Below are 21232 nucleotides of genomic sequence, written 5' to 3'. Positions count from 1 at the left end.
GACTGGTTGCTTCCCGGGGCACTTAAGACCCTCGCTCCCTGCTTCGGCGACCCCGCTGTGGGACTGGCCTTCGCCCCGAGGCGGGTGGCTCAAGACGAAAACCTGCCGTGGCGCCGTCGAGTTGGTCCCGCGCACAAACACTTTTTCCGGCTTCGCGAACGGAACCGTGGAACTTGGCTTGTCGCGCAGCACATTGTGCGCGGCGGCGCGGGCAATTGGATCGGCGAACCGACTTGTGTGATGTTCCGCCGTCAGCTTGGACTCGACATCGGGGGGTTTCGGAGCGACATATACCAGCTTGTCGATCTAGATTTCTGGTATCGCTTGATGGTGCGGTCGACGGTCTGCTTCCTGCCCCAAGAGCTGTCGGTGCGCACCCACACGGCGACGACGGAATCGATGCACATCGTCAAAGCGGGGCGCAACTGGCTTGACCAGCTGCGGATTCTTACTTCGCTTATCGTCGACCCGGCGTCGCCGACCTCGATCCGCGTCATCGCCGGAATGCGATGGCCACTTACATGGTTGGCTCTGGCCTTCCGAGCAGCAGTATTCGGGCCGCAGCGCTGGGCACGCGTGAAGACGGTCGCCCGGGCGCCCGTTGCTGAGTTCGCCCATGCTCGCCTGCGGCGCGATAGGCTTTCATGACATGCATAGGGCGTATTTGTCTCGCCTGCATCCGGCTGGGGATGCCGCGTCAACCCTGTCGGCTTGAGGAGCCAGTAAGACGTCCGTACTCGACCAAGGTTTTCGTCCAGGCGTGAGCGCGCCATCTACGATGACATGACGGCGGCACCCGCAGTTGTGCCACAAAATGGAGCGATATGGCCAATCATGGGGAAGCGTGGCGACCAGTTCTTCGACAGAAGTGAGAATCCCGTGAAGCGAGCGCTCATAACCGGAATTACCGGACAAGATGGCTCCTACCTCGCAGAACTGCTGCTGCGCAAGGGGTATGAGGTCCATGGGCTCATCCGTCGTGCCTCGACATTCAACACGTCGCGCATCGATCATCTCTACGTTGATCCCCACGAGCCGAATCCACGGCTGTTCTTGCACTATGGAGATCTCATCGACGGGACCCGATTAGTGACTTTGCTCGGCACCATCGAACCCGACGAGGTCTATAACCTCGCGGCGCAATCGCACGTGCGGGTCAGCTTCGACGAACCAGTGCACACCGGCGACACGACCGGCATGGGATCCATGCGACTGCTAGAAGCCGTCCGTCTTTCCAAGGTGCAGTGCCGCTACTATCAGGCGTCTTCGTCGGAGATGTTCGGCGCGTCGCCGCCACCTCAGAACGAACTGACGCCGTTCTATCCGCGATCACCATATGGCGCGGCCAAGGTTTACTCATATTGGGCCACGAGGAATTATCGAGAAGCGTACGGCTTATTTGCCGTCAACGGTATCTTGTTCAACCACGAATCCCCGCGACGCGGTGAGACATTCGTGACCCGAAAGATCACTCGAGCTGTAGCACGTATCAGGGCCGGTATCCAAACTGACGTCTACATGGGCAATTTGGACGCAGTTCGCGACTGGGGATACGCCCCAGAGTATGTCGAGGGAATGTGGCGGATGCTGCAGACGGACGAGCCCGACGACTTCGTACTTGCGACGGGGCGTGGCTTCACCGTGCGCGAGTTCGCGCAGGCCGCATTCGAGCACGCGAATCTGGACTGGCAAAAGCATGTGAAATTCGACCAACGCTATCTCCGACCCACGGAGGTGGACTCGCTCATTGGGGACGCGACGAAGGCCTCTGAGGTACTGGGCTGGAAGGCTTCGATCCACACCGGCGAACTCGCGCGGATCATGGTCGACGCTGACATCGCCGCACTGGAATGCGAGGGCAAGCCGTGGATTGACAAGCCCATGCTCGCGGGCCGCGCATGAACGCGGACACACCTATTGTCAAGCTAGACCGTTCGGGTCCGGTCTACATCGCGGGGCATCGCGGGTTAGTTGGGTCGGCCCTGCTACGCAAGTTTCGCGCAGCGGGCTTCACCAATCTCCTGCTGCAGTCGCGCAAGGAACTCGATTTGACGGATCGGGACGCGACGTTCGACTTCCTTCTTCAATCGAGGCCTCGGGTTGTCATCGACGCGGCGGCCAGGGTCGGCGGCATCATGGCCAACAACACGTATCCTGCTGAATTTTTGTCAGAGAATCTCCAGATCCAGGTCAATTTGCTCGACGCTGCCGCGGCGGCGCGGGTGCCGCGGCTCCTTTTCCTTGGCTCCTCGTGCATCTACCCCAAAATGGCTCCGCAGCCTATCCCGGAGAGGGCGCTCCTCACCGGCCCTTTGGAACCGACCAACGACGCGTACGCGATTGCCAAAATCGCTGGCATTCTTCAGGTGCAGGCCGTTAGGCGTCAATATGGCCTGTCGTGGATCGCCGCGATGCCAACCAACCTGTACGGACCAGGCGACAACTTCTCTCCATCCGATTCGCACCTGCTGCCGGCACTCATCCGAAGGTATGACGAGGCCAAAGCCAGTGGTGCGCAGGAAGTGATGAATTGGGGCACCGGCACTCCCCGCCGTGAGCTGTTGCATGTCGATGATCTGGCGAGTGCATGCCTGTATTTGTTGGAACACTTCGACGGACCTTCCCACGTCAACGTGGGTACTGGCATCGACCACACCATCAGTGAGATCGCCGAAATGGTCGCAGCCGCGGTAGGCTACCACGGCGAAACACACTGGGATCCAACCAAACCGGACGGAACACCGCGCAAACTTCTAGACGTCTCGGTCCTCACGAGCGCGGGGTGGCATCCTGAAATCGCGCTACGTGATGGCATCGCTGCAACGGTGACGTGGTATCGCGAGAACGTCGACGCGTTAAGGAGTTGAAATGAGCTTGATGCAGCGCGCTCGAAAAATCGCGCGTCGCGCCGGCATCGACCTGACGTGGTATCAGCCTCAGCTGGACTGGGAGCGAAATCTTCTATGCCAACTGGAATCGCATCAGGTAACTACGGTTATTGATGTGGGCGCCAACTCGGGCCAGTACGCTAGTGATCTGCGCGCCGCGGGCTACACGGCCCGGATCGTTTCGTTCGAGCCGCTGTCCGAGCCGTTTTCGCTCCTCGAGCGCAGAGCCTCGACCGATCCGCTGTGGGAGTGCAGGCGCTCCGCGCTGGGTGATACCGATGGCACCATCTCGATAAATGTCGCAGGCAACGCCGGCGAAAGCAGTTCCGTACTGCCGATGCTGCAAGCTCACCAGGATGCGTATCCACCGGCCAATTATGTTGGCGTCGAGGAGGTCCCAGTACGCCGGCTTGATTCGGTAGCGTCGGAATTTCTGCGACCGAACGACAAGATTTTTCTGAAGATCGACGTTCAAGGGTTCGAAAAGCAGGTGCTCGCCGGCTGCAGTGCAACGTTGAGAGACCACTGCGTCGGCGTACAACTTGAACTGTCCTTCGTGCCTTTGTACGAAGGAGGCATGCTGATTCGCGAGGCACTCGACACCGCGTATTCGTTGGGCTTCACGCCGACGGGGTTGCGGCCCTGCTTTACCGACATGCGCAATGGGCGAACGTTGCAGGCCGACGGCGTCTTCTTCCGTGAGAATGACTAAGTGAGTAGCGCTTTGGACGCGCCGCTGTTCTCAATCATCGTTCCCACATTCAACGTGGCAGACACCCTGCCTGCTTGCCTTGATAGCATTGCCCGACAGACCTGTAGTGACTTCGACCTGGTCGTTGTCGACGGTGGCTCCACAGACCGGACCCTCGAGATCGCCGATAGCTACTCCGCGCGCCTCAGTGGGAGACTGATCATTCATTCGGGCCCAGATCGAGGCCCCTACGACGCCATGAACCACGGCGTCGAGCTGGCCTCCGGAGCTTGGTTATTCTTCCTGGGCGCAGACGACACCCTCTACGCTGATGACACCCTGACCCGAGTGGCCACTTTCATTAGAGAACACGACCCCAGCGACATAGTGTATGGGGACGTGATGCTGCGATCGAAGTCTTCCCGCTACGCAGGTGCTTTCGACCTCGACCGTCTGTTATTCGAACAGAACATCTGTCACCAGGCAATCTTCTACCGGCGTGAGCTCTTCGCTGGTATAGGACCATATAACCTGCGCTACCGGGTCTGGGCTGACTGGGACTTCAACATCCGCTGCTTTTCAAACCCAGCGGTCGTCGCCCGTTACATGGACATGACTATTGCCAACTACAACGACGTCTCCGGCGTCAGCAAGAAGGAAGACGAGGAGCTGAAAAAGCGGCTGCCGGTGTTCATCAATGTGTCGGTATCGGAGATGTTTCGTCGAGAGCTGAGTGTCTGGCGGAAGTTAATCCGCATGCGACGTAACCGCGATCATTGAATGGTGACGTCTCAACCCGACCAGCCTCAGCATGAACCTGCCGAAGATGGGCCCCACCAGCCGACCGTGGCGCTCGAAGTCGCGATCGCCAAGTCGATGCCTGCATGATGGTCATCGCTTAGGCTTTGTCCCCGGCGTCCAATCATTCGAGTCATCTATCGTCCCTTCAGGCACGCGATGACACGGTTGGACCTCCGACGCACGGGCCGCGGTTACTGTCACCGTTATGTCGAGGATCATGGATAGCTTGCGGGGCACCGCGCTGAATCTGGGCCGCAAAACGACCTCTTTGGAACCCACCCGCCGCGCGGCTGCATATGCCTGGTTTCACGGCGAGTATCTCGTTTCTCCACCCGCGATCGCAAAGCAGCGCCATCTACTCCATGCTTTGCAGGCGCGCGGGCATCGGATCTTCGTCGAGGCCGGAACCTACAGGGGCGAAACGACCGCTTTCTTCGTTCCGCATGTGGATCAGGTGATCTCAGTAGAGCTACACGACGGACTGTTCGCCGCAGCCCAGCAGCGGTTCAGCCATGAAACCAAAGTCACTCTTGTCCACGGCGACTCCCTTGTCGAAATCCCAAAGGTGGTTGCGAACTGTCCGACTCCACCGCTGGTATTCCTCAACGGCCACTTCTCCGGTGCCGGTACGGCCGAGGGTGAGGAGATGGAGCCAGCCGAGTCAACGCTCCGGCGGCTCGCAGACGTAACTCCGGCGGGCATCACTATCGTTATCGACGACCTGCGTCTTTTCGGCTCTGGGCTCGCGGGATTTCCTGAGCTAGACGCGATTACGTCGGCCGCGCGCGGCGTTCCCCACAGCGCTGATTCGTGCTGGTCTGGACTCGATCGTGGTGGAGATTCCCTATGAAGCTAGATAGGTACCGCATCAATGTTGCCGTTGACGGATCTGATCGATCAGCACCACCCAGGAGGCGTAGCTTTTCTTCGACCCCGCCATCTTGATTGCGAGGACTGCTGCCTCGGTGCTCTGAGCCGCCAGGGTCATCAACTTTTTGAAATCGCACGGCTCCACGGAAGATTGATGCTGGTGCCCACCGGGGGCGGAACCAGACGGACAAGGCGTCCGTCGCGCCAGCTTAAGAGGGCAAGCGCGGAGTTATCGAGAGGAACGTCGACGGTTATCTCAATCGAGGTGGGCTCCGGCCCATCGACCGCAAGGACAGTCACGGTAGCGCCACTGAGTTTGACGAGGTCGCCCACACGAACGGGCGTCCGGGACGAACGAAACATTTCCTCGCTTGGGTTATACGTTGCGGCGCCGCCGATCACGTCGAGACGGAAGCTTGCCGCCCCGGTGCGGGTAAAGCGATGGTTGCCGTTAGCCATGGACAGTATTTGCCAGGCACTCGTGGTGTGAGGCGCGAGCGCCTCGGCCACCACCGCGGGGTAGAACGCTGCGTGTGCATCTGGTGCAGCCAATACCATTACGTGGGTCGTCACCGAGTGATCGATCTCGGCGTTCCAAAAGATGTTGCTCCCCCGCCGGGCTACATCGGCTAGCTGAGCAGTGGCGACTAAGAATTCGATCGGGGCAACGACCATGTGCAGAGCCACGATTGCATAGCAACCGGCACGAAGTAATCTTCGACGGCCGGGGTTAGCGAGTACCTGGACGCCGCGGTAAACGAAGACTGCGAGTAAGAAAGCAGTTGCGATGCTGGGGAAAAGGAGTAGGCGGGGGCTTGGAGCGCCAGCCGAAGCCACGACCATCGACAGTAGCGCTCCCGGTAGCAACCAACGTAGAGTGACTCGCTCATCGATGGAAATCGCAGGCCGGGCCAACATGTAGAGCCCGAAAGCCACGGCGCAAGCAGCAAAACCAATTACCATGGAACCGATCGGTGGTAAATCCGGAATAAAGCCCGTCAGCGAGAAGCCGGCCAATGTAGGAACTCGCACAGCCGCCGCCTCTAAGAAGCCAAGTGGGTCGCTGGTGGGGCCGCGGTAGATGTTGCCGGCAGCGCCGAACTTAAAGAAGGTGTACATCCCGACGTAGCCGGCGGCGATTGCAATTACCGGCAGGCTGGCAAGCAATCGAGAACGCGGCGATGACCGTTCCGGTGGCGCTGGACCGAGTGCGTCGAGACAGAACCAGCACGCGACCGCGCCCAGGCCAGTCTCACTGCTCAGCAAGGCCGCGACGACGCCGAGTGGGCCCAGCCATCCGCCTGGACGCCATCCGTCACGTAGGTATCGCAAATGTGCCACAAGGCTTAGCACCGCGGGTATAGCGGCGACCAGGACATGGCGGGATGAGATCCAGCCGACGGGCTCACTGTGAAACGCTTCGACGGCGAAGAGCAGCGCTGCAAGCCCCGCCGTAACCGCAGCGGGCCCTGGTTTCCGGACACCGAGTGTGGCGCGAAAGAGAAGGCCTACAGATAACACGAGCGCCGCGTACAAGAGAACAGATGTGACGTGATAGCCCGCCGCGAAGTGGCCCCAAACGGCGTGATCCAAGGTGAACAAGAGACTCGTCAAAGGTCGGAAAAAGTGCATTCTGAAGCCAGGATCCGTGAACCACGGAAGCGGCCCGTTGCGGATCTGACGTTCAAGTTCGACGCGGTCGTCGGCAAAACGATAAAGATCGACCGGCGAGTGATGCGCAAATGCAGGAACGCTGTGCTCAACTTCAGCTATAAGACTGTAGTCGTCCGCGAAAAAGCCTATTAGCACCGTGGGCAGAGCGATGAGCGCTGCCAGAACGACGATGGCCGATAACGCTCGAGGCCGCCCAAACAGGTCGAGGAAGCGAACAAATCGTCCTGCCGGCGCTGCAGTCGCACCGCTGGACTGGGTGTCATCGACCGGCTCGGATATAACACCACTGCCACCGACATCATCGAATCGACAACGCATCGAGCGAGTTTTGTCCTGGTCAGCTCGCGCCGCCTCATGCGGCAGCTCAGTAGCATCGCCATCTGGCGAGGTGCTCATTACCCGGCTGACCTCCTCCGGTCCCGCCTGCCGGGTCGCTGGCACGAATCGTCGCAGCGTCTCAAGTGGCCGATACACGCGGCTCCCCCAACTCCTCCGCCACCTCTTAGCGGCCGCATAGCCTGTCGGCGCCCCAATCGCCCGGAGCATAATCCAGATTTGCCCATCCCGGCCGAAATTCGAGATCTTGCTGTCTCCTAGCGGCCCGCTACGAAGGTCCTTGATTGAACACCGAGATGTGATCGGTCATCCCAAACAACTCGGCGCGAGTGGTGCACCACCTCAAATGTCACCGGCATTACCGGGTATGTCAGCCGAGCGAACCACCCATTTCGACGCACCGAGGCCCGGCGTCATGAGGTGCGTTCCGCGTCAGGTCGCCGATGCCACCCTTGGTGTCCCTTCAGCGCGCGAAAGCTTCGTTGCGCCTCGACTCCGAAGAAGAGCCCCACCCCTAGCGCTAGCAATGCGGGGCCCACCGAGAAGATGAATCGGACTGCAGTGGCTGTCGCACCGGCTAATGAACCTTTGAGCAACATGCGGTTGCGTGCCCCGACGTTGTCGGCATCGCTGGGTCGGATTTCCGGTGGCAGGATAGCCCTGACATTGGGGTCTCCTAGAACCTCCGCCAGATGTCCGGGGTACGGGTAAGACAGCTCTATCCCGTGGCCGCCCCGACCGGTCGACTTGAGATAGTCGACGTTTCCTGTGGCGAGGTAGGTCTGGATTTTGGCTGTCTCTTCGCGTGCCGCTTTGCTCCAATCGATGGCGCCGAGCACCGCCCCGTAGTAGCCCAAGAGCGCGAAGGCCACTACTACGGTGAACACCCACGCCATTGCGACAGGACGCGTGTATCGGCTAAAGCGTGAGGCACGCGCTCTGTCGGCAAGTGCGAACATCGCCATTAGCCCTAGTGGATATACAAGCATGATGGCGTCCATGTACCGCACCGCGATGGCGGCCCCACGGCCGTAGGCGAGCAGGCCGAGCTGGATCACGAGCCATGCCGCGATACCGATCACCGGCCAGGCGCGGTCCGAGATCGCCGGGCGCTTCGACACGGTGTGCCAGCAGAACCAGGCCATCGGGAGTAGCGCGGCCATGACGCAAGCGCCGAGCAGGAACAATCCCTCGATCACCGTCCACGGTGTGCTCAGCGGGTGCGCGCTCGACGACGCCCAGAGGATTATCGCCAGGCCGGTTGATGCGATGACGATGACGCCGGCGAACTCACGACGGCAGCGCTTTCTCGCGTTGGTCGCGATCTGCAAGCCCACCAGCACAGCGGCGGCGAGGATCGTGGCCACCCCCGTCGCAAACGAAAAATAACTGAGGATCGCGGCGATCAGCCCGCAAAACCAGCGCGCGGAGAAGGGAGACGCGCTGGCGAATGCAGCCAGCGCCGCAATGCCGAACAACAACGCCAGATACACCTGGTCCTGAAACCCCCACAGGGAGTTCTCGAAGATCGGAAACGCAAACAGGAATGCAACGAAACACCCCAGAAGCATCCGACGCCGCGACGAGACGAGGGGCATCAGTAGCGACGTGAACCAGGTGATCACGGCGGTATCAACAATCGCGCCGAGGATCATCTCGAGGCGCGTGTTCCACTCGCCGGCCAGCTCCAAGTGCAGCAGCGCGAGCATGCGGAAAACGACGATGCGATGTTCGTTATGCGGCGCGAAGAGCTGAGCGAACGAAAGCGCGCCCCGCAAGTACCGCGAATAAAGGATCGCCTCTCCGTCCCATTGATCCGATAGCGGCACCGGTGAACCGAGGACCGCAATGACGAGAAGCTTGACACCGAGGACAATGCAGGCGACCGCCGCCAGCAGGGCGATCGTGTCGTTCCGCCGTCGCCGTGCGTCCCGCGGTGCGTCCTGCGAAATCTTCAGGGTTACTCCGTCTGCCGCGCTCGGTCGCCCCTCCAGGCTTGCCGCCGCGGCTTTCGGCATCACATCGACGTGTTCAGGCATCTCACTACGCTCCCCCGCTGGGCCAAATCATCTCGACCACAAGGCTTTCCGCTCCCAGGCGGACGGTAGCCCGCCTCCCCTGTACCGCCGCAGCAGCTGAAGCGCCCCCAGCGAGGCCAGGCCGCCGCCCGTCCACTGCAACATAGGTCGGCGCATGGCCAACCCGTACCAATGCAGATACGCGGGCAGCCAGCCGACCAGATCAAACTTGCTGTCGCCGGCGGTCCGGTCATCCCAGCTGCTGGGAACCTCGTCGACCCGGTACCCGAGCAGGTGCGCCTTCGTCGTGAGCTCCAGCCCCACCTCGAACCCGCGCCCACTCTGCACGGGGACGTCGTCGAGGAAACGGCGGCTATAGGCGCGGAAGTTCGTGGTGGCGTCGTGGGTCCGGATGCGGCCGACGTAATGCAGGCTGAGTCCGGCGGTCCGCGACATCAGCGTCTTCACCCGAGGCCCGCCGCGCTGGTTACCGCCGGGCATGTAGCGCGACCCGCTGACGACGTCGGCTCCCTCGTCGCGAATCTTGGCCGCCATCAACGGAATCACCGAGGGTGGATCCGACAGGTCCGCCATGCTGGTGACCACCACGTCGCCGCGCGCCGCCGCGAAGCCGGCGATCAACGCGTTGGCCACGCCCTTGCCGAGCGAGTTACGCACCAGCCGCACCGTGGCCGGCTTGCCGGGCATGGCGGCGAGCGCCGGCAGCGTGCTGTCCTCGTCGAAGTCGTAACACACGAGCAGCTCGTGCCGCGTCTCGGCCAGCGCCTCCGTGAGCCTCCTGATGCAGAGCTGAATGTTTTCGCCCTCGTTGTAAACGGGGATGACCACGCTCACCAGGCGCTGGTCGTCTGCGTCGGACCGTGGGGTGGGCTTGCGTGCGCGAATCACGAACTGCTTGCCCAGGATTGGCCACGCCGCCCGCGAATGCAGATACAACTGCACCAGGACCGGCGCCTGCGGCAGCGGCGACGACGACGTGTACGGCAGGAAACGGTCGTAGCTTTCCAGGATTTCGAAGTCGCACGACACCAGCAGCTCGGTCAGGGAGCGGTCGCTGATCGGCACCGTGTGATCCCAGAAGTCCCAATAATCACCCGGAACGAAACGGATATTCGGTCCCATCGCGATGAAATGCCCGCCCGGCTTGAGCACTCGGCGGGCCGCGGCGACCGTCCGCTCGACTTCCTCCTTGCTACGCAGATGCTCCAGCAAGTTGCTCGTGAAGACGACGTCGACCGATTCCTCCTCGAGAAAGCCAAGGTCGTCGGCGCGACCGTGATGGAATTCGACGCCGGGTTCCAGCATGCTCGCGCTCTCCGGATTGAGATCGACACCGATCCGGCGCGCGGCGCTCACGTGATTCAGGAACTCGCCGTAGCCGCAGCCGAGGTCGACCACCGTATCGCTGCGGCTGATCCACGCCTGGAAGAAATCCCGCACCAATACCGCCCAGATGGCTGACCGCGATTCGCGGGCGTGGCCGAAGCGATTCCGGTAGAGCTGCTGAAGGTCGGGCTTACCCGCGATACGCATGACGGTTCATTGCGACAACGGTTGCACGTCAGATGGTCCCGGCATCGACGGCGTTGGCCACCCAGGGTATGACCTCGTCCAGCATGGACTCGAGCGTCGTCGTCGCCTCGAAGCCGAGCACCTCCGACGCCTTGTGCACGTCCGGTGAGCGCAGTTGGACGTCGTGCTCGAACGGTGGATCGCTCTCGTAGCGGAACTGGGCGTCGGGCCGCATCTTTTTCCAGATCACCTCCGCCAGTTCCAGCACGGTGGTGGCTTCGGGCGTCGAAAGGTTGAAGTCCCCGTTCAGCGCGGCCGGGTGCTCCATGCAGGTACGAATGCCACGCGCCAGGTCGCCGCCGTACGTGTAGTGCCGCACCTGCGTGCCGTCGCCGAGGATGCGCAGGGGATCCTGGCCCTTCGCCACCTTCTGGATGAGGTCGGGGACGACATGGCTCATGGCGAGTTTCACGTTCCCGCTGGGAATTTCGCGGCCACCGATCGCCCGCTGCTCGCCGGTGCCCACGCAATTGAACGGCCGGATGATCGTATACGGCAGGCCGTACTGCTCATATGCTCCGTGCGCGAAATACTCGCAGGCCAGCTTCTGAAAGCCGTAAGTGCTTGTCGGGGGCGGGCATTCGGTGATGTGTTTCTCCGGTGTCGGAAAAACGGTGGCGTTCTCGAACACCATCGACGAGCTGATCACGTTGATCTTCTTGAGCCAGCCCTTGCGATACGCGTAGATCGCCGTGTCGAAGTGCGCGGCGGCGATGCGTTCGTTCTCGGCCAGCAGATCGTAGGCGTACTCGTGGAAGTAGGTGATGCCGCCGATCCGGGCCGCACTGGCCACCATCTGGTCGCAGCCCTCGATCAGCGAGAACATCAGATCCAGGTCTTTGACGTCACCCTCGACGAACTGGTACCGGGGATGATCGTCGTAGCTTTTCTTGACTTTGCCGTACTTGGAGTAGTTGTCGATGCCGACCACCTCGTGGCCGGCGCGTAGCAGCTCGTCGACAACGTAGCCGTTGATGAATCCGGCGCTGCCCGTTACGAGAACCTTCACGGGGCCGGTGTTCCCATACCCAGGGTCGCCAACGTGGCCCCGTTCGCCGCGTCCGCCTCGACCTCGCTGACGTCCAGACAGCCCCAGACATCCTCGACGATCTTGTCCCCCGGGATCTGCAGACCCCGGTAGATCGAGTGGGGCACGCCGATGACGATGACATCGGCACGGCCCAAAACCGCGTCGAGCGCGTAGTAATCCGGGCCGTCCAGGAACGGATCGTGCAACATCACCTTCTTAGCCTCCAGCATGAGCAGGTGCCGCAACTTGAAGCTCAGCGAGTCGCGCGTGTCATCGCAATCCGCCTTGAACGTCATGCCGAGAAGGCCAACGGTCTTGTCGCGCAGATTGACCCGCCGCTTGAGCATGTTCACGATGAACTGCGGCTGGCCCTCGTTGATCAGCATGGCCGCGTGCCCCAGCATGAAGTTGTTGTTGCTGAACGCGGCGAGTTGCATGGTGTCCTTCAGCAGGCAGGGACCGGCCGCCAGCCCGGCCCTGGGCAGGCTGTCGACGCGACTGTTCTTGAAGGTGGCCGCATGATGCACGCGGTCGAAGTCGAGCCCGGCCTCGCGGCTGAGCAGGTAGAACTGGTTGGCGACCGCGAACTGGATGTAGCGGTAGGCGTTGCAGAACAGCTTGGCGAGCTCGGCCTCCTGCGGTTCCACCTCGATGATCTCGCTGGTTATCCGCGAGAAGAGCTCGCGGACGATCCGGCGCCCTTCGGCGTCGAAGCCGCTGATGATCTGCGGAATGACCCGGAGCTCGCGGATCGAGTGGCCCTGCGCGATGCGCTCGGGGCAGAACGTGACGTGAACGCCGATCCCGCGCTCGGCGAACATGTCGTGGACCCGTTGGCTCAACCCGGGGTAGACGGTGCTCCTGAGCACCAGCGTCTGCCCGTCATGAAAGTACGGGCTGATCTCGTCGATGATCCGAAAGAAGGTGTGCGCCTGCGGCGTCAGGTACTCGTCCACCGGGGTCCCGACGACGCAGATCACGATGTCGGAGTTTCTGACTGCCCACGAATCGGTGGTCGCCGAGATGCGCCCGGTCGGCAACAACCGCTTGAGCAGATCTTGGGCGCCGTGCTCGACGAAGGGCATTCGGCCGGCCATGATCGTCTTCAGGGCGCTCGCGTTGGTGTCCAGGATGTCGACGTTGAAACCTTCGTCGGCAAGCACTAGCGCCAATGGAAGCCCTACGTGCCCGGCGCCGCCGATGATGCAGATGCGCTTATCGGGTTGACCTACCATGCCAGACTCCCCCTCCGGCCCCTTGCCTCAAACCTTGCCCCCAAGGGTTGAACCACGACAAGAGCAAATACGTACGTGGATGGATCCCGTCGGTTGGAGCGTACGAGCACGGTCTATTCGAGCATGGGCGTTTTCAGCAAACGGGCCAATCTACATCGCACGACCTCGCGTGAGGAGCTACCGACGACAAGCCGTGGCTAGGCCAAACTCCGCTTACGCCTGGGAGTTTCTCGTCGGCCGGCCCTAGCCGGCGACTGCGCCTGGCTCTGAGAACGGCGCCCCGAATTCGGTCACCGGCTGCAGACCGCGCTTGCGTACCTTCGCGGCGGCGTCGCGGATCAGCTTGTAGATCCCGACGAATGCGGCGTGATCGGTCATCACGAACGGGGTCAGCAGCCGGTTGTGCACCAGCGCGAACGCCACGCCCTCCGCGGGGTTGGCCCAGCCGACCGAACCGCCCAGCCCGACGTGGCCGAATCCCGGCATCACATTGCCGATGGGCAGGCTGTGGTAACCCAAGTGGAAAGCCAACGGCACGAACAGGTTTCGGTCCGGGCGCAGGCTCCGCCGGCCGGTGAGGCCGGCAACCAGTTCACGGGACAGGAACTGGGTGCCGTCGATCTCGCCGCCGTTGGCGATCGCCCCGTACATCCGCGCCAGCGCCCGCGCGGTCACCACCCCGTTGGCCGCCGGGATCTCGCCGTCCATCAGCGCGATATCGCCTTGGACGGCGGCGATCACGCCCGGGAAGTACATGGACCGCCATCCGCCGGACAGCTCGTTGGCGACCTTGCGCGTCACGTAGTTGAGGACCGGGTTGTCGATGATGGTCTGCGGCATGATGATCTGCGCCGCCCGCGTCGGGGACTCGGCCGGCGGCCGGCCCAGGTGCATCCCGTCGGTGCCCAACGGCTCGGCGAGCTCCTCGCGGATCAGCGTGCGCATACCCTTGCCGGTCACGCCCCGGGCAAGCCCGGACATCAGCCAGCCGAAGGTCAGCGCGTGATACGCGGACTTGCCGAGCAGGCGTCCGGGCGACGCCGCCGCCAGCCGCTCTTCCATCCGGACGTGGTCCAGCAGGTCTTCCTGAGTGGCGCCGCGCAGGCCCGACAGCCCGGCTTGGTGCCTCATCAGCTGCCGCACGGTCAGTTCGGCTTTGCCGTTGGCCGCGAACTCCGGCCAGTACAGGGCGACCGGGGCCTCGTAGTCGATGAGCCCGCGGTCGGCGAGCCGGTGGATGACGGTGGCCGCCATGCCTTTGGTCGCCGAGAACACCATCGGCGCGGTGTCGGCCGACCACGGCACCTGACCGCCCCGGTCGGCCCAGCCGGTCCATACGTCCACGGCAGGTTGACCGTCGACGTACACGGCCAGCGCCCCGCCGCCGAACCGGCGCGCGGGGAACATGGTGGAAAAAGCACGAACGACGCATGCGAAATGTGGGTCCGCCGCGCCGGACACACGATGACCTGCGTCGGGACCATCGTGGACAGGGACCGCGCGGCGATCAACCCGGGACTCCATTGTCACAGTCTCAAAGTTACTAAGAATTCATACCTTCTGTAGGGCAAAAAGCCACTTAGTTACCTTTCCGTTAGACCCCGCGAGACGGTCTTTATTTGCGGAATCCCCGAGTGGGCCCGCCGTCTCGGCCGTGACCTGGCACGGCGCGTCGGCGCGGATTTTGCGCAGGGGCTGGCGCCATCTCCTCGCCGGGGCCGAGATCTGGGGAAAAGGGGACGTGGGGTACCCGCGGATAGGGATACGCTCCGGTTGTGGACTCCGGGAATCTTGAATCCCGCGTCACCGCTCTCGAGTTCGGCGGCCTCCGGGAGCACGTCGACCGTAGAGTCAGCGAGATGCGGGGCAAGTTCGACGCCGCGGCCGCCGGGCAGCAGCAGATCGTCGACCTGCTGCAGACGATCATCACGGACCAAGGGCATAACCCACCGGCCGGCTGAGATCGGGCCGGCTACTGATCCGACGCGGCCTCGAGTATTTGCTGCGCCGCCAGCGCCGGGGTGAGCTCCCCCGCCTTGACCTGGCGTTCCACGTCGGCGCGGATTTTGCGCACGTCCGGGTTGGACAGCACCCGGTCCAGGACGGCGTCGCGGACCATCTGCCAGGTCCAGTCGACTTGCTGGGCCCGCCGGCGCTCGTCGAGCTGACCGGCGTCAGCGAGCACCCGGCGATGGCGCTCGATGGTCTCCCACAGCTCGGCCAGGCCCGTTCCCTCCGTCGCGCTCATCGTGAGAACCGGTGGCCGCCACAGTGTTTCGCCGGGATGAATCAGCCTGATCGCCGCGGACAGTTCACGCGCGGCCTTCCGCGCCTCGGCGAGATGCTCCCCGTCAGCCTTGTTGACCACCACGATGTCGGCCAGCTCCAGCGCGCCCTTCTTGATGCCCTGCAGCTGGTCGCCGCTGCGCGCCAGGGTCAACAGCACGAAGGTGTCCACCATGTTCGCCACGGCCACCTCGGACTGGCCCACGCCGACGGTCTCCACCAGGATCACGTCGAACCCCGCGGCCTCCAACAGCACGATGGTTTCCCGGGTGGCCTTCGCCACCCCGCCCAGCGTGCCCGACGTCGGCGACGGGCGGATGTAGGCGTCGGGGTGCACCGCCAGCCGCGCCATCCGGGTCTTGTCGCCGAGGATCGAGCCGCCGGTGCGCGTCGACGACGGGTCGACGGCCAGCACCGCCACCTTGTGGCCCTGGTCGATCAGGTGCATGCCGAGCGCCTCGATGCTGGTGGACTTGCCCACCCCGGGGACCCCGGTGATGCCGACACGGTGGGCGTTGCCGGAGTGAGGCGTCAACTCGAGCAGCAGCCGTTGCGCCTTCTCGTGATGGTCGGGGCGGGTGGACTCCAGCAGCGTGATGGCCCGCGGCAGGGCCGCGCGGTCGCCGCCGAGAACGGCCTTGGCCAAGTCCTCGACGGAGCCCTTCATGTGGCACGCGCCGAGCGTGACGTCACGGCGAAAAAACGGGCCGATTCCCGCCATGACGTCACGTTCGCGCGAAGCATTGCCGACGTCACTGGCTCAGGTCATAGCCCAGCCGCTCGGCGAGCTTGTGCAGCAAGCCGATTGCGGCGTCGGCGATCACCGTGCCGGGCGGGAAGATCGCGGCCGCCCCGGCGGCGTAGAGTTCGTCGAAGTCGCCGGGCGGGATGACGCCGCCGACCACGATCATGATGTCGGGCCGTCCCACCTCGGCCAGCGCGTCGCGCAGCGCCGGCACCAGCGTCAGGTGCCCGGCCGCCAGCGAGGACACCCCGATGACGTGCACGTCGTTGTCGGCGGCCTGGCGGGCCACCTCTTCGGGCGTGGAGAACAGCGACCCGACGTCGACGTCGAACCCGATGTCGGCGAACGCGGTTGCGATCACCTTCTGGCCGCGGTCGTGGCCGTCCTGACCCATCTTGGCCACCAGAATCCTCGGCCGGCGTCCGTCGGCCTCGGCGAATTTCTCGACCAATTCGGTGGCGGTGGCGATGTTGGTGGCCTTTCCGGCTTCGTGACGGTAGACCCCGGCGATGGTACGGATCTCCGCCTGGTGACGGCCATACACCTTTTCCAGCGCGTCGGAGATCTCCCCGACGGTCGCCTTGGCCCGGGCCGCGTCGATGGCCAGCGCCAGCAGGTTGTTGCCAAGCCCGTCCTCGCCCGCCCGTCCGGTGGCGGCAGCGGCGCGGGACAGCTCCGCCAGCGCCGCGTCGACGGCCTTCTGGTCCCGATTCGCCCGCAGCTCTTGCAGTTTGGCCAGCTGCTCGGCGCGCACCCGGCTGTTCTCGACCTTGAGGACCTCGATCTCCTGGTCCTCGTCGACCTGGTACTTGTTCACCCCGATCACGGGCTGCTGGCCCGAGTCGATGCGGGCCTGGGTGCGCGCGGCGGCCTCCTCGATGCGCATCTTGGGGATGCCGTCGTCGATGGCCTGCGCCATGCCGCCGTGCTCGGCGATCTCGGCCATGTGCGCGCGGGCCTGCTGCGCGAGCCGGTGGGTCAGCCACTCCACGTAATAGGAGCCGCCCCACGGGTCGATCGGCCGGGTGGTGCCCGACTCCTGCGCCAGCAGCAACTGGGTGTTGCGCGCGATCCGCGCGGAGAAGTCGGTGGGCAGCGCCAGGGCCTCGTCCAGGGCGTTGGTGTGCAGCGACTGGGTGTGGCCCTGGGTGGCGGCCATCGCCTCGATGCAGGTGCGCGCGACGTTGTTGAAGGCGTCCTGGGCGGTCAGCGACCAGCCCGAGGTCTGCGAATGCGTGCGCAGGGACAGCGATTTGGGGTTCTTGGCGCCGAACCCGGCGACCAGTTCGCTCCACAGCAGCCGGCCGGCCCGCAGTTTGGCGACCTCCATGAAGAAGTTCATGCCGATGCCCCAGAAGAACGACAGCCGCGGCGCGAACTTGTCGATGTCCAGGCCGGCGTCCAGGCCCGCCTTGATGTAGTCGACGCCGTCGGCCAGCGTGTAGGCCAGCTCCAAATCCGCTGTGGCCCCGGCCTCCTGGATGTGGTAGCCGGAGATCGAGATGGAGTTGAACTTCGGCATCCTGGCGCTGGTGTAGGCGAAGATGTCGGAGATGATGCGCATCGACGGTTTTGGCGGGTAGATGTAGGTGTTGCGCACCATGAACTCTTTGAGGATGTCGTTCTGGATGGTGCCGGCCAGCTTCTCCGGCGGCACGCCCTGCTCCTCGGCGGCCACCACGTACAGCGCCAGGATCGGCAGCACGGCGCCGTTCATCGTCATCGACACCGACACCGCGGACAGGTCGATGCCGTCGAACAGCTGGCGCATGTCGAGGATGGAATCGATTGCCACGCCCGCCATTCCGACGTCGCCCTGGACGCGGGGGTGGTCGGAGTCGTAGCCGCGGTGGGTGGCCAGGTCGAAGGCCACCGACAGCCCCTTCTGGCCGGCGGCCAGGTTGCGCCGGTAGAACGCGTTGGAATCCGCCGCGGTGGAGAACCCGGCGTACTGGCGAATCGTCCAGGGTTGGTTGACGTACATCGTCGGGTAGGGGCCGCGCACGAAGGGCGGTTCGCCGGGGAAGCTGTTCAGCGGGTAGCCCTCGGCCACCGCGGCGGCGCGGTCCTCGGCGATGTACACCGGCTTGACGTCGATGCCTTCGGGCGTGTGCCAACGCAACTGCTCGGGCGCATAGCCGTGCGCCGACGCGGCCGCGGCGACCTGCTCTTCCACGGTGGACTCGGTGGGCCGCGGCACGTCGCGTTCGCCGCGCAGCGGGACGTCGGCGAAGCTGCCGATCGCGGGTGTCGTCATCGTCATAGCGGCTACGCCCCCAATCGCGTGAGCAGGTCCGACAAGGCTTGCACCGCATTGATTTTCGCGGTCAAAAACTCATCCGGGCGGTCGGGGGCGTCGTCTGCCAGCGCCTGCTCGGGTCCGGCCAGGTAGACCGTCGCGACACCGGCGGCCCGGGCCGCCTCGACAGCGCCCGCCGCCTCGTCGTGGTAGCGCTTGTCGGTGCCGCAGATGACGGCCACCGCCGGCGATCCCGCTGCCGTCACGGCCGCCGCGATGCCGGCGGCGTCGACCGGCCCGGGATTGATCGCCTCGACGCCGCCCGAGGCCAGCAGGTTGGCCGCGAACGTCGCCCGGACGTTGTGCTCGGCCAACGGGCCCAGCGGCAGCAGCAGCGCCTTCGGGCGCGCGCCGGTGCGGGCCAGGTACGCGTCCGACCGGTCCCGCAGCGCCTCGAACTCGGCGGCGTAGCGCCGGACCGCCGATGACGAATCCCCTTGCTTCAGAGGCGGTTCCTCGAGGTTCGGGTACTCGTTGACGCCGGTGATCGCCGTGCGCCGATGCGCGACGTCGTCGGCGCGCCGGGCGGCGACGCGGGCGATCTGCTCGCCGACGTGGTCGCGGGCGTCGGCGAACCCGCCGCGCGCCTCGATGTCCTGGAACTGCCGCCACGCCTGGTCGGCCAGCCGCTCGGTGAGGTCCTCGACGAACCACGACCCGCCGGCCGGGTCGAGCACCTGCCCGACGTGTGACTCCTCCAGCAGCAACAGCTGGGTGTTGCGCGCGATGCGGCGCGAGAAGCCGTTCGCCACACCGGGAAACCCTCCCGGGATGGCCGTGTCGAACGGGAGCACCAGCACGGTGTCGGCGCCGCCGACTCCCGCGCCGAAGGCGGCCACGGTGCCGCGCAGCATGTTCACCCACGGATCGCGCTGGGTCATCATCGGCAGCGACGTCTCCGCGTGGACGACGGCCGCGCCGCCGTCGGGGTCGCCCACCACCTCGGCGACCCGCGCCCACAGCCTGCGCGCGGCGCGCAGCTTGGCGATCGTCAGGAACTGGTCGTCGTCGGCGGCCAGCCGGAAGCTGATCTGCCGCAACGCCTGTGCGACGGTGATCCCGGAGTCGGTGAGCAACCGCAGGTAGGCCACCGCGGCCGCGATGCAGCCGGCCAGCTCCCAGGTGGCGTTGGCGCCGAGGTTGTGGAAGGCGGGACCGTCGACGGTGATCGCCCGCACGCCGTGGCTCCCGGCCACACGCCTCGCCACCGCGAGCACCTGCTCAACCGGCGGGGTCTCGCGGCCGCTCAGCGTCGCGGTCAGCGGGTCGGCGCCCAGGTCGACGGACAGGGCCTTGCGCTGGTCCGGGCCCAGCTTGTCGACCAGCGCCAGCAGGGCGTCGCAGGCCTCGGGGTAGTCGGCGCCGGCGTCGAGGATCACGGGCACCAGGTCCAGGTACACGCCCGAGAGCAGCCGCGCGAGCTCCCCGGGCGCCGCCCCGGACTTGCCCGCCCGGATCCGCAGCGCGCCCACCCCCTCGTTCAGCGCGGCCAGCACCGCATCGTTGTCCGGGACGCCGCCGGCAACGGGGAACGCCTCGGCCACCTTCCAGCCCGCGTTGACGTCGCGCAGCGCGTCGCCGCCACGTACGTAGGGCCACGCGCCGGGCAGCGGCGCTTCGGGCAGTTCGTCCAGCGCGGTGTAGAGCGCGCGAATGGCGATCCCGTCGTACGTCGGGGTCTCCAGCAGGCGCTCCGGCTCGTCCCCCAACTGCTCGGGATCCTTGCGGGTGCTCTTGGCCAGCACACCGGCGACCGCGTTGCGCCAACGCCCGCGAACCTGTTCTAGGTCGGCGAGCTCGGGTACATCAATGGACACCGATTGCTCCCTTTTTCCCAGCAAATGGGGCTCTGCCACGTACTAATGAGGCTAATTGATCGGGGCTCCCGGCTAAAAACCGCGCGGGAACGGGCCTCGAGGGCGTTGTCCCGGGACGGACGTGAAACACCCGTCTCGGGAAACGGATAATTCACCTCCGGCCCGTACCCTTGACAGGCGTGACGGTTTCCGCCACCTGCAAAATCACCGGCACCCTGCGTGATCTCCGCGCCGCGTTGGGCGCGGCGGCGCGGCAGCTGGCCCGACCGCGGGCGCTGGCGGCAGTGGTCGGTATCACAGTCTTGATCGTGGCGGCGAGTTGGCTTCCGCTGCCGACGCCGGTGCAGATGCGGGACTGGGCGGAATCGGTGGGTCCCTGGTTCCCGTTGGCCTTCCTGGGCACGCACGTGGTGGCCACGGTGGTGCCGGTCCCCCGCACGGCGTTCACCCTGGCGGCCGGGCTGCTGTTCGGGCCGTTGTTGGGCGTGGGCATCGCGGTGGTCGCCAGCACCGCCAGCGCGGTGCTGGCCCTGCTGCTCGTGCGCGCGGCCGGCTGGCAGCTCAACCGCCTGGTTCGGCACCGATCGATCCACACCGTCGACGAACGCCTGCGCGCCCGCGGCTGGCTGGCCATCCTGTCGCTGCGGCTGATCCCCGCCGTGCCGTTCTCGGTGATCAATTACGCCGCCGGCGCCTCGGCCGTCCGCCTGGCGCCCTACACGCTGGCCACGGTGGCCGGGTTGCTGCCCGGCACCGCCGCCGTGGTGATCCTCGGTGACGCCCTCGCCGGTCACCCCAGCCCGATGCTGCTCCTGGTGTCGCTGTGCACGGGCAGCCTGGGCGTGACCGGGCTGGTCTTCGAGATCCGTCACTACCGGCAGCACCACCGGCGCAATCCCCCCGTGCCCGCCCAATTCTGAAGCCGGCCTGAAGATCCGCGCCGCGAGCG

General features: G+C 64.8%; 16 protein-coding genes and 1 pseudogene. 8 read left to right on the top strand and 9 right to left on the bottom strand.

The features are described from left to right. From A5705_RS04875 to A5705_RS04850, 6 genes and pseudogenes are all read left to right on the top strand, one after another. Nucleotides 1-648, top strand: a pseudogene (locus tag A5705_RS04875) (glycosyltransferase family 2 protein); the annotation flags it as partial. A 231-nt stretch (nt 649-879) separates the two neighbouring features. Then, a complete protein-coding gene (gmd, locus tag A5705_RS04870; RefSeq protein ID WP_068275798.1) occupies nt 880-1902 on the top strand; it encodes a GDP-mannose 4,6-dehydratase in 1023 nt (340 codons plus the stop codon). Further along, on the top strand, nt 1899-2867 hold the full coding sequence (locus A5705_RS04865) for a GDP-L-fucose synthase (protein WP_068275797.1): 969 nt from the start codon (nt 1899-1901) through the stop codon (nt 2865-2867). The genes gmd and A5705_RS04865 overlap by 4 nt, the downstream gene beginning before the upstream one ends. 1 nt (nt 2868) lies before the next feature. Further along, nucleotides 2869-3600, top strand: a complete 732-nt coding sequence (locus A5705_RS04860; RefSeq protein WP_068275789.1) for an FkbM family methyltransferase — start codon at nt 2869-2871, stop codon at nt 3598-3600. Nucleotides 3601-3612: 12 nt separating this feature from the next. After that, nucleotides 3613-4359, top strand: a complete 747-nt coding sequence (locus A5705_RS04855; RefSeq protein WP_068275836.1) for a glycosyltransferase family 2 protein — start codon at nt 3613-3615, stop codon at nt 4357-4359. Nucleotides 4360-4585: 226 nt separating this feature from the next. Beyond that, nucleotides 4586-5230 carry a hypothetical protein gene (locus A5705_RS04850; RefSeq protein ID WP_068275786.1) on the top strand — a complete coding sequence of 215 codons (645 nt, stop codon included), beginning with the start codon at nt 4586-4588 and terminating at the stop codon, nt 5228-5230. Nucleotides 5231-5367: 137 nt separating this feature from the next. On the opposite strand, the gene A5705_RS27670 is transcribed toward A5705_RS04850, so the two are convergent. The 6 genes from A5705_RS27670 to A5705_RS04825 form a co-directional block, all read right to left on the bottom strand. Continuing rightward, on the bottom strand, nt 5368-7320 hold the full coding sequence (locus tag A5705_RS27670; RefSeq protein ID WP_156763032.1) for a hypothetical protein: 1953 nt from the start codon (nt 7318-7320) through the stop codon (nt 5368-5370). Between the two features lie 353 nt (nt 7321-7673). Next, complete coding sequence (locus A5705_RS04845; protein ID WP_068275782.1) at nt 7674-9299, bottom strand: hypothetical protein; 1626 nt, start codon at nt 9297-9299, stop codon at nt 7674-7676. Between the two features lie 27 nt (nt 9300-9326). Next, nucleotides 9327-10832 (bottom strand): glycosyltransferase, encoded by a 1506-nt coding sequence (locus tag A5705_RS04840; protein WP_068275779.1) that lies wholly within the window; start codon nt 10830-10832, stop codon nt 9327-9329. A gap of 28 nt (nt 10833-10860) precedes the next feature. After that, entirely contained in the window at nt 10861-11880 is a 1020-nt protein-coding gene (locus A5705_RS04835; protein WP_068275772.1) for an NAD(P)-dependent oxidoreductase, read from the bottom strand. Continuing rightward, on the bottom strand, nt 11877-13136 hold the full coding sequence (locus A5705_RS04830; protein ID WP_068275760.1) for a nucleotide sugar dehydrogenase: 1260 nt from the start codon (nt 13134-13136) through the stop codon (nt 11877-11879). The genes A5705_RS04835 and A5705_RS04830 overlap by 4 nt, the downstream gene beginning before the upstream one ends. 243 nt (nt 13137-13379) lie before the next feature. After that, the gene (locus A5705_RS04825) at nt 13380-14660 is read right to left on the bottom strand and encodes a serine hydrolase domain-containing protein (RefSeq protein WP_369829592.1); all 1281 of its coding nucleotides are present in this window, start codon (nt 14658-14660) and stop codon (nt 13380-13382) included. Nucleotides 14661-14911: 251 nt separating this feature from the next. Between A5705_RS04825 and A5705_RS27665 the strand changes: the two genes are divergently transcribed. Next, nucleotides 14912-15097: a hypothetical protein gene (locus A5705_RS27665; protein ID WP_156763031.1), complete on the top strand. Its 186-nt coding sequence runs from the start codon at nt 14912-14914 to the stop codon at nt 15095-15097. Between the two features lie 11 nt (nt 15098-15108). Here A5705_RS27665 and meaB read toward each other — a convergent pair whose 3' ends face one another. The 3 genes from meaB to mutA all read right to left on the bottom strand — a co-directional run bounded on the left by meaB (nt 15109) and on the right by mutA (nt 20283). Next, entirely contained in the window at nt 15109-16089 is a 981-nt protein-coding gene (gene meaB / locus A5705_RS04820) for a methylmalonyl Co-A mutase-associated GTPase MeaB (protein ID WP_068275833.1), read from the bottom strand. 85 nt (nt 16090-16174) lie between these two features. Beyond that, entirely contained in the window at nt 16175-18430 is a 2256-nt protein-coding gene (gene scpA, locus A5705_RS04815; protein ID WP_068275756.1) for a methylmalonyl-CoA mutase, read from the bottom strand. Nucleotides 18431-18435: 5 nt separating this feature from the next. Then, entirely contained in the window at nt 18436-20283 is a 1848-nt protein-coding gene (gene mutA, locus A5705_RS04810) for a methylmalonyl-CoA mutase small subunit (RefSeq protein WP_068275751.1), read from the bottom strand. Nucleotides 20284-20462: 179 nt separating this feature from the next. Between mutA and A5705_RS04805 the strand changes: the two genes are divergently transcribed. After that, complete coding sequence (locus tag A5705_RS04805) at nt 20463-21203, top strand: TVP38/TMEM64 family protein (RefSeq protein ID WP_068275748.1); 741 nt, start codon at nt 20463-20465, stop codon at nt 21201-21203. Nucleotides 21204-21232: the final 29 nt, after the last annotated feature.

Source organism: Mycobacterium sp. E787 (assembly GCF_001668725.1).
In the GTDB taxonomy this organism is placed as follows: Bacteria; Actinomycetota; Actinomycetes; order Mycobacteriales; family Mycobacteriaceae; genus Mycobacterium.
Note: the sequence above shows the minus strand (reverse complement) of the source record. Positions and strands in the feature narration are given on the sequence as shown.

Bases quoted from the DNA above. Each gene is read 5' to 3' on its own strand.
- A5705_RS04865 (WP_068275797.1), top strand. From the start codon at position 1,899: ATGAACGCGGACACACCTATTGTCAAGCTAGACCGTTCGGGTCCGGTC.
- A5705_RS04860 (WP_068275789.1), top strand. From the start codon at position 2,869: ATGAGCTTGATGCAGCGCGCTCGAAAAATCGCGCGTCGCGCCGGCATC.
- A5705_RS04850 (WP_068275786.1), top strand. From the start codon at position 4,586: ATGTCGAGGATCATGGATAGCTTGCGGGGCACCGCGCTGAATCTGGGC.
- A5705_RS27670 (WP_156763032.1), bottom strand. From the start codon at position 7,320: ATGAGCACCTCGCCAGATGGCGATGCTACTGAGCTGCCGCATGAGGCG.
- A5705_RS04845 (WP_068275782.1), bottom strand. From the start codon at position 9,299: ATGCCTGAACACGTCGATGTGATGCCGAAAGCCGCGGCGGCAAGCCTG.
- A5705_RS04840 (WP_068275779.1), bottom strand. From the start codon at position 10,832: ATGCGTATCGCGGGTAAGCCCGACCTTCAGCAGCTCTACCGGAATCGC.
- A5705_RS04830 (WP_068275760.1), bottom strand. From the start codon at position 13,136: ATGGTAGGTCAACCCGATAAGCGCATCTGCATCATCGGCGGCGCCGGG.
- A5705_RS04825 (WP_369829592.1), bottom strand. From the start codon at position 14,660: ATGGAGTCCCGGGTTGATCGCCGCGCGGTCCCTGTCCACGATGGTCCC.
- meaB (WP_068275833.1), bottom strand. From the start codon at position 16,089: ATGAAGGGCTCCGTCGAGGACTTGGCCAAGGCCGTTCTCGGCGGCGAC.
- scpA (WP_068275756.1), bottom strand. From the start codon at position 18,430: ATGACGATGACGACACCCGCGATCGGCAGCTTCGCCGACGTCCCGCTG.